This window comes from Natronomonas salinimetallica, from assembly GCF_013839515.1.
Taxonomy (GTDB): Archaea; Halobacteriota; Halobacteria; order Halobacteriales; family Haloarculaceae; genus Natronomonas.
In genome coordinates this window covers 81,666-94,347 of record NZ_JACDNQ010000006.1, presented here as the reverse complement: position 1 = coordinate 94,347, position 12,682 = coordinate 81,666, and the positions used below count along the sequence as shown (strand labels likewise).

The window sequence follows — 12,682 nt, the reverse complement described above, 5'->3', positions numbered from 1 at the left end:
GGGCCGACGGCGCTGACGGAGGGGGTCGGGCGGTAACGGGGTGACGGAGGGGGTCGGGCGGTAACGGGGTGACACCGGGGTAACCGGGTACTTTTGTCGATCGGACGTGAACCCCGGATGGTATGAAAGAAACTGACACGGACGTACTCGTCGTGGGCGGCGGGCCCGCCGGCCTGAGCGCCGCGCTCTTCGCCCAAAAAAACGGTCTGGAGACCGTCTGTTTCGATACCGACGAGACCTGGATGCACAAAGCGCATCTCTTCAATTACCTCGGCGTCGGATCGGTCGATGGGTCGGCGTTCATGGAGACCGCCAGATCACAGACCGATAGCTTCGGCGTCGACCGCGTCGGGGCGGACGTAACCGACGTGAGCCGGACCGATGAGGGGTTTCTCGCCGAGACCGAGGACGGACCGTACGCCGGGCGCTACGTCGTGTTGGCAACGGGGGCGAACCGGGATCTCGCCGAGTCACTCGGCTGCGCGTTCGACGGCGACCTCGTCGACGTCGACGTCACGATGGAGACGAGCGTCGAGGACGCCTATGCGACGGGCGCGATGGTACGAAACGAGGAGTGGCAGGCGATTATCTCGGCCGGCGACGGTGCCGCGGCCGCGTTGAACGTCCTCTCGAAGGAGAAGGGCGAACACTTCCACGACTTCGATGTGCCCGCCGACGCCGACGCGGTCTTTGCGTCGATGTCCGAGGAGTAGCGTGTCACAGACTCCGGCAATATTGTGCCAGCTGCACAAACATTTATCAGTGTCCGGCGGCTATCGACGGTAGATATGGCGGACGCAATGAGCGAATATCTCAAACAGGACATGCAGTGTGAGGGCCTCCTCGAGTGCATCCACGGGCTGAAGGGGCTCGACAAGGAGATCTTCCGGGTGTTGACAGAGCGCTCGGAGCCGCTCACCGTCGACCAGATCGCCGAGGAGGTCGATCGCGAACGGTCGACCGCCTACCGATCGGTGCAGCGACTCCTCCAGAGCGGGTTCGTACAAAAGGATCAGGTCAACTACGACCAGGGCGGCTACTACCACGTTTTCCGGCCGACCGACCCCGACGAGATCGCCGACGACATGCAACGGATGCTCAACGACTGGTACGCCAAGATGGGCCAACTGATCGGGGAGTTCCGCGAGAAGTACGAGGAGACGCTCGAGGGGCCGCAGGCCGAATCGGCCGAGAACTGATGCCGTCGTGGGCCGTCATAGACCCGCTATCGCGAGGATTCGGATGTACGGGTCGACCGCTGTGGCCCCGCCGGACCGTACTCACAGCCGCTATCGCGGGGATTCGATAGCCACGCCGGCCGCTTATATTGTGTTCCAAGTACAATATACTATATCCGCCACGATACACCCGGCCACCCAAACCGGCTGTGGAATCGGCTCAAACCGGCTGTGGAATCGGCTCAAACGGACGTTTTCGCCCGGTCGGCGTCCCTCGGAGGCGGTCGGGCGGTCGTTCCGCCGGTGGCCCTCGTCGCTTCGAGTCCCCTCGCTATCGCTCGGCGTTTCGTACCCAAAGGAACAAGAATTTAAACACTGCGACGGAAGGGACCTCTACTATGAGCAAGAAGTCGAAGGCCAAAAAAAAGCGGCTGGCGAAACTGGAGCGACAGAACAGCCGCGTCCCCGCGTGGGTCATTATGAAGACCGACCGCGACACGCTGCGCAACCACAAGCGCCGAAACTGGCGTCGGAGTGACACGGACGAATGAGCGCTGAATTCGACGAGCGCGTCATGACCATCCCGCTCCGGGATGTCCTCGCCGGCTCGAACACCGACCGCGCGGACAAAGCGATGAGTCTCGTCCGCTCACACCTCGCACAGCACTTCAACGTCGAGGAGGAGTCGGTTCGGCTGGACCCCTCGATCAACGAGACCGTCTGGGAGCGCGGCCGATCGAAACCGCCGCGAAAGCTTCGTGTTCGGGCGGCCCGCTTCGAGGAAGAGGGCGAGGCCGTCGTCGAAGCAGAGACCGCATAACGTGCTCCGCGCGGCGATCTCCGGATCCGCCTACGTTGGCGTCTTCGGGCGTGCGACCGACGAGTGTTTGCTCGTCCGTCCGGACATCGAGGAGTCGCTTCGCTCCGAGTTCGAGGCCGAACTCGACGTGCCGGCCGTACCGACGACCGTCGCCGGCTCGGGTACCGTCGGCGCGTTGGCGGTCGGCAACGGGAACGGACTGCTCGTCAGCGAACGCGTCACCGACCGCGAACGCGACCGGATCGAGGGCGAGACGGGGCTCCCGGTCGGGGAACTCCCCGGCCGGATCAACGCCGCCGGCAACGTCGTTCTCGCGAACGACCACGGGGCGTACGTCCACCCCGATCTCCCCCGAAACGCCGTGCGCGCGGTGGCCGATACCCTCGACGTTCCGGTCGAGCGCGGGGCGATCGCGGACGTTCGAACGGTCGGAACCGCGGCCGTCGTGACGGACGACGGTGTCCTCTGTCACCCGAAGACGACCGACGAGACGCTCGATTTCTTGGAGGACCTCTTCGGCGTCTACGCCGACATCGGGACGATAAATTACGGCGGCCCCCTCGTCGGCTCGGGGCTAATCGCCAACGCCAACGGCTACGTCGCGGGCGATGAGACGACCGGCCCCGAACTGGGCCGCATCGAGGACGCGCTCGGATACATCGAGTAGGCGTCCAGGAACGCCGACGGGTCGTCGGCTGCGTTTGTCGGCATTTTGTTCTCGAAGCCACCGGATCCGTTCCGCAACTACCAAATAGCCGCTTTCCGAAGCGACATTTGATATAATTATGGCCAGGCCAGAGGTTCTTGACCGAATCAAGGGGGCCGAGGATGAGGCCGACGACATCGTCGCCGAGGCTGAAGCCGAGCGCGAAGAGCGCATTGCCGAGGCACGAGAGGAGGCCGACCGCATCCGGGAAAATGCCCGAGAGGAGGCGAAAGCGCTCAAAGAAGAGCGCCTCGAGGAAGCACACGAAGAGATCGACGAGGAACGCGAAGAGATCCTCGCCGAGGGCGAATCGGAGCGCGAACGCCTCGAGGCGCACGCCGCGGAGAACCGCGAGAAAGCCGTCGAGTACACGGTCGATCTGTTCACGGAGGCGGTGAATGTCCAGTCTCAGACCTAAACGGATGAGCCGGGTCTCGGTAACGGGATCCAAACGCGTGATGGACGACGCCATCGAGGCCGTCCACGAGTTGAACCTGGTCCACGTCACCGACTACGACGGCACCTGGGAGGGGTTCTCCCCTGGCGACCCGATCGAGGGCGCAGAGGACGCCGCGAGCAAACTCGTTACCGTCCGCGCGCTCGAAAGCACCCTCGGCGTCACCGAGGAGGACGCGGGCCGGGCCCGGATCATCGACGACGAGGAACTCGAATCCGAACTCGAAGACGTCCGGACACGCGTCAACGAACTCGACGACCAGCGCTCGGAGCTTCGAGCCGAAATACGGGAGATCGACGAGAAAGTCGACGCCGCACGCCCGTTCGCCGCCCTGGGGATCGATCTCGATTTGCTTTCGGGCTACGATTCGCTGACCGTGGCGGTCGGCGAGGGCGACAGCGTGGAGATCGAATCGGCGCTCGAGGATGCCGACGCGGTCGAGGGGTACGAACTGTACGCGGACGGCGACTACCTCGCCGTCTTCGTCTACCCCGACGTCGACCTCGAGGACGCCCTCGTCGGGTCGGCGTTCACCGAGTACGAGATCCCGGACCTCGGCGACGGCGGCGACGCCACGAGCCCGGAGGGGTACATCGAGGATCTGAGCCACCGCCGCGGGCAGCTCGAATCGAACCTCGGGACGGTCGAAAGCCAACTCGAAGACCTCAGACACGAGGTCTCGGGCTTTCTGCTCGCCGCGGAGGAGAAGCTCTCGGTCGAGGTGCAAAAGCGGGAAGCGCCGCTGACGTTCGCGACGACCGAGAACGCCTTCGTCTCCGAGGGGTGGATCCCGACCGAACGGGTCGAGGAACTCGCCGCCGCCCTCGAAGAGCGCGTCGGCGATCACGTCGAAGTCGAGGAACTCGAACGGGCCTCCTACGAGGAGGGGCACGCACACGAGCCCGCGGAACTCGACGACCCCGACCGGGGGCACGGCTCCGACGGACACGCCGAGGACGAAGTGGTCGCCGACGGCGGCCACGCGATGAGCGGCGGAAAACCCCCGGTCGTACAGAACAGCCCGGCGATCGCGAAACCATTCGAGATGCTCGTCGGCGTCATCAACCGGCCGAAGTACACGGAAATCGACCCGACGCTCATCCTGTTTTTGACCTTCCCGGCCTTCTTCGGGTTCATGATCGGGGATCTGGGCTACGGGATCCTGTACGTCGCGCTCGGATACGTCCTGATGCGGCGTTTCGACTCGCCGGGCATCCGGTCGCTCGGCGGCGTCGGCATCGCCGCGGGGATCTTCACCGCGATCTTCGGGGTCCTGTACGGTGAGGTGTTCGGTCTCCACCAGCTCGGCGAGATCGTCTGGGGCGGCTCCCCGCCGATCCACAAGGGGCTCACGCCCGAACACGGCGCGTACGCGCTCGGATGGCTCGTCGTGAGCCTGTTCGTCGGTGTGATCCACCTCGCGATCGGGTGGGCCATCGACTTCTATCAGAACCTCTCACACGGCATCGGCGACGCGATGACCGAAAGCGGATCGTGGCTGTTGATGCTGTTCGGCTTCTGGGCATGGGTGTTCGCGGACGCGCCGCCGAGCGGAGCCGCACCCGACCTGCTCGTCTCGGCCGACAGCGCGGTCTTCGCCGGCCATCCGTTCTCGCTCGGCTTCGCGGGACTCCCCACTACGGTCGGTCTCGTCGGCCTCGGGCTCTTCGCCGTCGGACTCGTCTTGCTCGTCGTCGGTGATCCCGTCGAGGGGGTCGAGTTCCTCAACGTCCTCGTGAACGTGCTCTCGTATACCCGACTCGCGGCCGTGTTGCTCGCGAAGGCGGGGATGGCGTTCGTGGTCAACCTGCTCGTCTTCGGCGTCTACGTCACCGAGGAGAGCCACGGCGGCGAGACGGTCGACGCCTGGCACTTCGGTATCACCGAAATGCCCGCCGAATCCGGCGTGATGTTCCACGGCCACGAGGTCGTCGAGATCATGTCCCCCGGACTGGTCCACGGCGGCGTCGCCGCCGCGCTCGTCGGCGTGCTCGTCCTCGTGATCGGCCACCTGCTCGTGCTCGCGCTTGGCGTCACGAGCGCCGGGCTTCAGGGAATCCGTCTCGAGTACGTGGAGTTCTTCGGGAAGTTCTACGAGGGCGGCGGAAAGCCCTACGAGCCGTTCGGCCACGAGCGGCGCTTCACCACCGAGGACTGATCTCGACCGCGGTCGCGTTTTTTTCGCCCCCACAGAGCCTTGCGACCCACGACCCCTCCCCGAGGCTGCTACTGACGGCGTTTGGGAAGTTTTATGAACTCTGTACGAACATAACCGACTGTTCGGATAGCAGTTAATCCACACCAACGGAACACAAACCATGTTTGAACTTGCTACTGTCGCCAGCAGTGTTGCACCGGTACTCCAGAACGGCGTCGAAGCGGGTGGCCCCGCTATCGAGCCCGCCGCTGCCGCGGCGCTTGCGGTCGGCCTCGCCGCGTTCGGTGCGGGATATGCGGAACGTGGCATCGGCGCCGCGGCCGTCGGCGCGATGGCCGAAAACGAAGACCTCTTCGGTCGAGGGCTGATCCTGACAGTCCTGCCGGAGACGCTCGTTATCCTGGCGCTGGTCGTCGTCTTCGTGGTCTAAACCACACGGGATTTTTCCAAACAATGAGCCTTGATACGGTCGTAGAGGACATCCGAGACGAAGCCCGCGCGCGTGCAGAAGAGATACGCGAGACGGGGGAAGAGCGTGCCGATGAGATCGTCTCCGAGGCCGAACACGAGGCCGAGGATATCCGTTCCGAGGCCGAGCGTGAGGTCGAGCGGACGATCGAACAGGAACGCGAACAGAAGCTTTCGAGCGCGAAACTCGAGGCGAAACAGGCCCGTCTCGAAGCGCGTCGTGAGGTTCTCGAGGAGGTCCGCGACGACGTCGAAGCACAGATCGCCGACATCAGCGGCGAGGAGCGTGAGACGCTGACCCGGTCGCTTCTGGACGCCGCAAGCGAGGAGTTCGACGCGGAATCGGTCCGCGTCCGCGGCAACGAGGACGACGGGGAGCTGTTGGCATCGATCGTCGCCGACTACGACGGCTTCGAGGTCGGCGAGCCGATCGACTGTCTCGGAGGCGTGGTCGTCGAGTCCGACGACTCCCGCGTCCGAGTGAACAACACGTTCGACTCCGTCCTCGGCGACGTCTGGGAGGAGAACCTGCGCGAAATCAGCGCGCGCCTCTTCGAAGAATGAGCGTCAACACCGAAGGGAGTTCGAACTACGAATACGTCACGGCGAGGGTTCGATCTCGGCGGGCGAAGCTGTTCGATGCCGACGACTACCGGAAGATGGTCCGGATGGGTCCGGGCGAAATCGCCCGTTTCATGGAGGACTCGGAGTACGAAACCGAGATGAACGCCCTCGGGAGCCGGCACACGGGCGTCGACCTCGTCGAGTACGCGCTGAACCGGAACCTCTCGAAACACTTCGATGACCTGTTGACGTGGGCTGACGGATCGCTCTATGAGTACGTCGCGAACTACCTCCGGAAGTTCGACGCCTGGAACGTCAAGACGGTTATCCGCGGCATCTACACGGACGCCGGCCGCGAGGAGATCGAAGACGACCTGATCCGGACGGGGGAGTTCTCCGAGCGGACGCTCGATCGGCTGGTCGACGCGACGAGCGTCGAGGACGCGGTCGAGACGCTGTCGGGGACGATCTTCGGCGAGCCGCTCGAGGACGCCTACGAGGACTTCGAGAGCTCCGACGTGCTCGTACCGCTCGAAAACGCGGTCGACCGGGCGTTCTTCGGTCACCTGCTCGACGACATCGGGCAGCCGGAACCGGACGCGCCGACCGCGCTGTACCGGGAGTTCCTCGAGGCGGAGATCGACTTCCGGAACCTCCGAAACGGGCTGCGGATCGCCCGAAGCGGCGCGGAAATCAGCCCGGAGGAGTACTTCATCGAGGGCGGCCGGCTCTTCGACGGCGAGGAGCTTCGACAGCTCGCCTCGAACACCGACGAGCTGGTGACCGCGATCAGAGAGAGCACCTACGGCGGTGACCTCTCGGAGGCGCTGGACGAACTCGAGTCCGCGGAGAGCCTCATCGGCTTCGAGCACGCGCTGAATACGGCGTTGCTCGAGTACTCCGAGAAACTCTCGAACCGGCATCCGCTGTCGATCTGTCCGGTGCTCTCGTATATCCTCGCGAAGGAACGCGAAATCGAGAACATCCGGGCGATCGCCCGGGGTCGGGAGGCGGGTCTCTCCGTCGAAGAGATCGAAGAGGAGTTGATACAATGAGCCAAGAAATCGCCGTCGTCGGCAGTCCCGATTTCACGGCCGGCTTCCGTCTCGCGGGCGTTCGACGGTTCGAGAACGTCCAGGACGGCGAACGAGCGGAGCGACTCGACGACGCCGTCACGTCGGTGTTGGATGATGCGGGTGTCGGAATCGTCGTCATGCACGACGAGGACATCGAGTACCTCTCACGTACAGTTCGACAGCGAGTCGAAACGAGTGTCGAACCAGTCGTCGTCACGCTGGGTGGCGGGACCGGTTCGGGCAATCTGCGCGAGCAGATCAAACGCGCCATCGGCATCGACCTGATGGAGGAGTAATCATGAGTCAAGCAACTGCAAGCGAAACCACAGACGAGGGCGTGATCGAGAGCGTCAGCGGTCCGGTCGTGACCGCGACCGATCTCGGTGCCCGGATGAACGACGTCGTCTACGTCGGCGAGGAAGGGCTGATGGGCGAGGTCATCGAGATAGAAGGAAACATAACCACCATCCAGGTGTACGAGGAGACCTCCGACGTCGCCCCCGGCGAACCCGTCGAGAACACGGGCGAGCCGCTCTCGGTCGATCTCGGCCCGGGCATGTTGGACAGTATCTACGACGGCGTCCAGCGGCCGCTGGACGTCCTCGAAGAAAAGATGGGTGCGTTCCTCGATCGCGGGGTCGACGCCCCCGGCATCGACCTGGAGAAGACCTGGGAGTTCAACCCCGACGTCGAGGTCGGAGACGAGGTCACGCCCGGCGACGTCGTCGGGATCGTCCCCGAAACCGAGAGCATCGACCACAAGGTGTTGGTGCCGCCGGGCTACGAGGGCGGCGCGGTCGCCGCCGTCGAGTCGGGGTCGTTCACCGTCGACGAAGCGGTCGTCGAACTCGAAAACGGCGAGGAGATCGCGATGCGCCAGGAGTGGCCCGTCCGCGAGCCGCGTCCGACGGTGGAAAAAGAGACGCCGACGACGCCGCTGATCTCCGGGCAGCGTATTCTCGACGGCCTCTTCCCGATCGCGAAGGGCGGGACGGCCGCCATTCCGGGCCCGTTCGGCTCCGGGAAGACGGTCACCCAACACCAACTCGCCAAGTGGGCCGACGCGGACATCGTCGTCTACGTCGGCTGTGGCGAGCGCGGCAACGAGATGACCGAGGTCATCGAGGACTTCCCCGAACTGGAGGACCCCAAGACCGGTAAGCCGCTCATGTCCCGGACGTGTCTCATCGCGAATACGTCCAACATGCCGGTCGCGGCGCGTGAATCCTGCGTGTACACGGGGATCACGATCGCCGAGTACTACCGCGATATGGGCTACGACGTGGCGCTCATGGCCGACTCCACCTCGCGGTGGGCCGAGGCCATGCGCGAGATCTCCTCGCGGCTCGAGGAGATGCCCGGCGAGGAGGGCTACCCGGCGTACCTGGCGGCCCGCCTCTCGGAGTTCTACGAGCGTGCCGGCAAGTTCCAGAACCTCAACGGCAGCGAGGGCTCGATCTCGGCGATCGGGGCCGTCTCGCCGCCCGGCGGGGACTTCTCGGAGCCGGTGACCCAGAACACGCTGCGTATCGTCAAATGCTTCTGGGCGCTCGATGCGGACCTGGCCGAACGGCGGCACTTCCCGTCGATCAACTGGAACGAGTCCTACTCGCTGTACACGGAGCAACTCGACCCGTGGTGGCGCGAGAACGTCGACGAGGAGTACCCCGAGGTACGACAGTGGGCCGTCGACGTCCTCGACGAGGAGAGCGAACTCCAAGAGATCGTCCAGCTCGTCGGCAAGGACGCCCTGCCGGACGACCAGCAGTTGACCCTCGAGGTCGCCCGCTACATCCGCGAGGGATGGCTCCAGCAGAACGCCTTCCACGACGTGGATACCTACTGTGAGCCCGAAAAGACCTACCTGATGCTGACGGCCATCCAGCACTTCAACGAGGAGGCCTTCGAGGCGCTCGAAGCCGGCGTCCCCGTCGAGGAGATCGTCGACGTCGAGGCCATCCCGCGGCTCAACCGGATGAACACGCAGGAGGACTACGAAGCGTATATTGAGGAGCTGAAAGACGACGTCGCAGAACAGCTCCGGGAGCGCTACTGATCATGCAAAAAGAATACAAAACTATAACGGAGATCAGCGGCCCGCTGGTGTTCGCCGACATCGACGAGCCGGTCGGCTACGACGAGATGGTCGAAATCGAGACACCGAACGGCGACGTTCGCCGCGGACAGGTGCTCGAATCGACCTCGGAGTTCGTCGCGATCCAGGTGTTCGAGGGAACCTCTGGCATCGACCGCGACTCGTCGGTCCGGTTCCTCGGCGAGACGCTGCAGATGCCGCTGACGGAGGAGTTGCTCGGACGCGTCCTCTCGGGATCGGGCGAGCCGATCGACGGCGGCCCCGAGATCGAACCCGACGAGGAACGCGAGATCGTCGGCGCGGCGATCAACCCGACCGCCCGCGAGTATCCCCAGGAGTTCATCCAGACCGGCGTCTCCGCCATCGATGGCATGAACACCCTGATCCGCGGTCAGAAGCTCCCGATCTTCTCGGGATCGGGGCTTCCGCACAACGATCTGGCGCTCCAGATCGCCCGACAGGCCTCGGTGCCCGAGGAAGAACAAGAGGGCGAGGAGGGCTCCGAGTTCGCCGTCATCTTCGGCGCGATGGGCATTACTCAAGAGGAGGCCAACGAGTTCATGGACGACTTCGAGCGCACCGGCGCGCTCGAACGCTCGGTCGTCTTCATGAACCTCGCGGACGATCCCGCCGTCGAGCGGACGGTCACGCCGCGGATGGCGCTGACGACCGCCGAGTACCTCGCCTTCGAGGAGGATTACCACGTGCTGGTCATCCTCACCGACATGACCAACTACTGCGAGGCGCTGCGTGAGATCGGTGCCGCCCGAGAGGAGGTTCCGGGTCGGCGTGGCTATCCCGGTTACATGTACACCGACCTCGCACAGCTGTACGAGCGTGCCGGCCGGATCGAGGGCCGGGAGGGATCCGTCACGCAGATCCCGATCCTCACAATGCCGGGCGACGACGATACGCACCCGATCCCGGACCTGACGGGCTACATCACGGAGGGCCAGATCTACATCGATCGGGACCTCAACAGCCAGGGCATCGAGCCGCCGGTCAACGTCCTGCCGAGCCTCTCGCGGCTGATGGACGACGGGATCGGCGAGGGCTTTACCCGCGAGGACCACGCCGACGTGTCCGATCAGGCGTACGCGGCCTACGCGGAGGGCGAGGACCTCCGTGACCTGGTGAACATCGTCGGCCGCGAGGCGCTCTCCGAACTCGACAACAAGTATCTCGACTTCGCGGACGCCTTCGAGGAGGAGTTCGTCCAGCAGGGCCACGACACGAACCGGAGCGTCGACGAGACGCTCGATATCGGGTGGGAACTGCTGAGCGGGCTGCCCAAGGAGGCACTCAACCGGATCGACGAGGACCTCATCGAGGAGTACTACGTCGAAGACGAGAGCGAAGAAGTCGCCCAGACCGCGGACTGATCCCGCTCGGGCGGCCGATCCGGTATTTTTCTCGACCGCACACGGCGGCGTGACGAACGTTTTATTCAGAGCAGACGTTTCCTTCGAGTATGGACGGATGGAAACGCCGCGCCGCCGGATACCTGTTCTTCGTGGTCGTGGCGCTCGTCGTGACCGCGGTCGGGTACCAGTGGGGAATGCGGGTACACGAGGGGCGGCCCCAGACGTTTCTCGATTCGTTGCAGTTCGCCGTCGAGATGTTCACGACGACCGGCTTCGGCGGGGACGCGCCCTGGGAGAGCGCCGAGATGCAGGCGTTCATCACGATAACGGACCTGCTCGGGATGGCGGTGCTCGTCGGCGCGCTCCCGGTGTTCGTGGGGCCGCTTTTGGAGAACGCGCTCTCGACGACGGCACCGTCGCGACTGGAGGCGGCACTCGACGACCACGTCGTGATCTGTTCGTACACGACGCGGGCCGAAGCCCTGATCGAGGAACTCGACTCCAACGGCGTCCCGTACGTGATCGTCGAACCCGACCGCGAGCGGGCGGACACGCTGTACGAGGCGGACCACCGGGTGATCTGTGCGGACCCCGAATCGATGGACGGGCTGGATGCCGCCCGGCTGTCGGCCGCACGGGCGTTGTTCGCGGACGTCTCCGATCAGGTCGATGCGAGCATCGTCCTCGCCGCGAAGGAACTCGCCGAGGACGTGCCGGTCGTCAGCGTCGTCGAGGATCCGGATCGGGCGAAGTACCACCGGTTGGCCGGTGCCGACTACGCCCTCTCGCCGCGACAGCTGCTCGGCGAGAGCCTCGCCCAGAAGGTCACGACGGCGCTGCGCTCGGAGATCGGGGAGGCCGTCGAGATCGACGAGGACTTAGAACTCGCGGAGGTGTCGATCCGCCACGGAAGCACGTTGGCCGGGACGACGCTGGCCGACAGCGAGATCCGCCAGCGCTCGGGCGTCAACGTCATCGGCGTCTGGTTCGCCGGCCGCTTCGACGCCTCCCCCGCCCCCGACGCGACACTCACGGGCGGGACCGTGCTGCTCGTCTCGGGCCGTCCGGCCCAACTCGAACGGCTCGTCGAGATGAGCCACTCCCCGGTCCGGCAGTTCGGAGCCGGCGAGACCGTGGTCGTCGGATATGGGGCGGTCGGACGGACCGTCGCGACCGAACTCGCGGACGCCGACATCCCGTATACGGTCGTCGACCAGGTCGACATCGACGGTGTCGACCTCGTCGGCGATGCGACCCAGACGGAGACGCTCGTCGCGGCCGGCATAGAGGACGCGCGGACGGTCGTCCTCGCGTTGCCCGACGACACCACGACGGAGTTCGCCACCCTCGTGATCCGGGATCTGGCTCCCGACACGGAGATCATCACCCGGGTCGAGGAGAACTCGAACGTCTCGAAGACGTACCGCGCCGGTGCCGACTACGTGTTGTCGCTGGCGACGGTCGCCGGGCGGATGTCCGCGTCGTACCTCCTGGAGGATCGCGACGTACTCTCGGTGAATCAGCAAGTGGAGGTCATGCGGACGAGCGCGCCGGGTGCGGTCGGACAAACCATCCGCGAGGCGAACATCCGGGAGGAGACGGGCTGTACCGTCATCGCCATCCGTCGGGACTCCGACGTCATCACGAACGTCCACCCGGAGACGGTGATCGACGACGACGACGAACTCGTGATCGTCGGTACCGACGACGACGTCCGCGCGTTCGAACGGCAGTTCACGTGACCGGGGAGACAGCCCACAGTGGCGAAAGCGGAGGGGACCGACGGAAGTACGAAC

General features: G+C 65.0%; 14 protein-coding genes. All 14 read left to right on the top strand.

Annotation, left to right across the window (positions count from 1 at the left end):
* The first annotated feature begins 122 nt into the window (after positions 1 to 122).
* The 14 genes from HZR14_RS06610 to HZR14_RS06545 all read left to right on the top strand — a co-directional run bounded on the left by HZR14_RS06610 (position 123) and on the right by HZR14_RS06545 (position 12,628).
* On the top strand, positions 123 to 713 hold the full coding sequence (locus tag HZR14_RS06610; RefSeq protein ID WP_181692079.1) for an NAD(P)/FAD-dependent oxidoreductase: 591 nt from the start codon (positions 123 to 125) through the stop codon (positions 711 to 713).
* Positions 714 to 788: 75 nt separating this feature from the next.
* Complete coding sequence (locus tag HZR14_RS06605) at positions 789 to 1,199, top strand: helix-turn-helix domain-containing protein (RefSeq protein ID WP_181692078.1); 411 nt, start codon at positions 789 to 791, stop codon at positions 1,197 to 1,199.
* A 377-nt stretch (positions 1,200 to 1,576) separates the two neighbouring features.
* Complete coding sequence (locus tag HZR14_RS06600; protein ID WP_181692077.1) at positions 1,577 to 1,729, top strand: 50S ribosomal protein L39e; 153 nt, start codon at positions 1,577 to 1,579, stop codon at positions 1,727 to 1,729.
* Positions 1,726 to 1,998, top strand: coding sequence for a 50S ribosomal protein L31e (locus tag HZR14_RS06595; protein WP_181692076.1), 273 nt, complete (start codon positions 1,726 to 1,728; stop codon positions 1,996 to 1,998). The genes HZR14_RS06600 and HZR14_RS06595 overlap by 4 nt, the downstream gene beginning before the upstream one ends.
* Before the next feature lies 1 nt (position 1,999).
* On the top strand, positions 2,000 to 2,665 hold the full coding sequence (locus HZR14_RS06590; RefSeq protein ID WP_181692075.1) for a translation initiation factor IF-6: 666 nt from the start codon (positions 2,000 to 2,002) through the stop codon (positions 2,663 to 2,665).
* A 118-nt stretch (positions 2,666 to 2,783) separates the two neighbouring features.
* Positions 2,784 to 3,122, top strand: a complete 339-nt coding sequence (gene ahaH / locus HZR14_RS06585; RefSeq protein WP_181692074.1) for an ATP synthase archaeal subunit H — start codon at positions 2,784 to 2,786, stop codon at positions 3,120 to 3,122.
* Positions 3,123 to 3,162: 40 nt separating this feature from the next.
* Complete coding sequence (locus tag HZR14_RS06580; protein ID WP_181692073.1) at positions 3,163 to 5,319, top strand: V-type ATP synthase subunit I; 2,157 nt, start codon at positions 3,163 to 3,165, stop codon at positions 5,317 to 5,319.
* Between the two features lie 160 nt (positions 5,320 to 5,479).
* On the top strand, positions 5,480 to 5,749 hold the full coding sequence (locus HZR14_RS06575; protein ID WP_181692072.1) for a F0F1 ATP synthase subunit C: 270 nt from the start codon (positions 5,480 to 5,482) through the stop codon (positions 5,747 to 5,749).
* A gap of 23 nt (positions 5,750 to 5,772) precedes the next feature.
* Positions 5,773 to 6,351: a V-type ATP synthase subunit E gene (locus HZR14_RS06570; RefSeq protein ID WP_181692071.1), complete on the top strand. Its 579-nt coding sequence runs from the start codon at positions 5,773 to 5,775 to the stop codon at positions 6,349 to 6,351.
* Positions 6,348 to 7,406 (top strand): V-type ATP synthase subunit C, encoded by a 1,059-nt coding sequence (locus tag HZR14_RS06565; protein ID WP_181692070.1) that lies wholly within the window; start codon positions 6,348 to 6,350, stop codon positions 7,404 to 7,406. The genes HZR14_RS06570 and HZR14_RS06565 overlap by 4 nt, the downstream gene beginning before the upstream one ends.
* Positions 7,403 to 7,723: a V-type ATP synthase subunit F gene (locus tag HZR14_RS06560; RefSeq protein WP_181692069.1), complete on the top strand. Its 321-nt coding sequence runs from the start codon at positions 7,403 to 7,405 to the stop codon at positions 7,721 to 7,723. The genes HZR14_RS06565 and HZR14_RS06560 overlap by 4 nt, the downstream gene beginning before the upstream one ends.
* A gap of 2 nt (positions 7,724 to 7,725) precedes the next feature.
* Positions 7,726 to 9,483, top strand: a complete 1,758-nt coding sequence (locus HZR14_RS06555) for an ATP synthase subunit A (protein WP_181692068.1) — start codon at positions 7,726 to 7,728, stop codon at positions 9,481 to 9,483.
* A gap of 2 nt (positions 9,484 to 9,485) precedes the next feature.
* Positions 9,486 to 10,904 carry an ATP synthase subunit B gene (locus HZR14_RS06550; RefSeq protein ID WP_181692067.1) on the top strand — a complete coding sequence of 473 codons (1,419 nt, stop codon included), beginning with the start codon at positions 9,486 to 9,488 and terminating at the stop codon, positions 10,902 to 10,904.
* 89 nt (positions 10,905 to 10,993) lie between these two features.
* On the top strand, positions 10,994 to 12,628 hold the full coding sequence (locus HZR14_RS06545; protein WP_181692066.1) for a potassium channel family protein: 1,635 nt from the start codon (positions 10,994 to 10,996) through the stop codon (positions 12,626 to 12,628).
* Positions 12,629 to 12,682: the final 54 nt, after the last annotated feature.

Coding starts and splice junctions, on each gene's coding strand:
- HZR14_RS06610 (WP_181692079.1), top strand. CDS start 123: ATGAAAGAAACTGACACGGACGTACTCGTCGTGGGCGGCGGGCCCGCC.
- HZR14_RS06605 (WP_181692078.1), top strand. CDS start 789: ATGGCGGACGCAATGAGCGAATATCTCAAACAGGACATGCAGTGTGAG.
- HZR14_RS06600 (WP_181692077.1), top strand. CDS start 1,577: ATGAGCAAGAAGTCGAAGGCCAAAAAAAAGCGGCTGGCGAAACTGGAG.
- HZR14_RS06595 (WP_181692076.1), top strand. CDS start 1,726: ATGAGCGCTGAATTCGACGAGCGCGTCATGACCATCCCGCTCCGGGAT.
- ahaH (WP_181692074.1), top strand. CDS start 2,784: ATGGCCAGGCCAGAGGTTCTTGACCGAATCAAGGGGGCCGAGGATGAG.
- HZR14_RS06580 (WP_181692073.1), top strand. CDS start 3,163: ATGGACGACGCCATCGAGGCCGTCCACGAGTTGAACCTGGTCCACGTC.
- HZR14_RS06575 (WP_181692072.1), top strand. CDS start 5,480: ATGTTTGAACTTGCTACTGTCGCCAGCAGTGTTGCACCGGTACTCCAG.
- HZR14_RS06570 (WP_181692071.1), top strand. CDS start 5,773: ATGAGCCTTGATACGGTCGTAGAGGACATCCGAGACGAAGCCCGCGCG.
- HZR14_RS06565 (WP_181692070.1), top strand. CDS start 6,348: ATGAGCGTCAACACCGAAGGGAGTTCGAACTACGAATACGTCACGGCG.
- HZR14_RS06560 (WP_181692069.1), top strand. CDS start 7,403: ATGAGCCAAGAAATCGCCGTCGTCGGCAGTCCCGATTTCACGGCCGGC.
- HZR14_RS06555 (WP_181692068.1), top strand. CDS start 7,726: ATGAGTCAAGCAACTGCAAGCGAAACCACAGACGAGGGCGTGATCGAG.
- HZR14_RS06550 (WP_181692067.1), top strand. CDS start 9,486: ATGCAAAAAGAATACAAAACTATAACGGAGATCAGCGGCCCGCTGGTG.
- HZR14_RS06545 (WP_181692066.1), top strand. CDS start 10,994: ATGGACGGATGGAAACGCCGCGCCGCCGGATACCTGTTCTTCGTGGTC.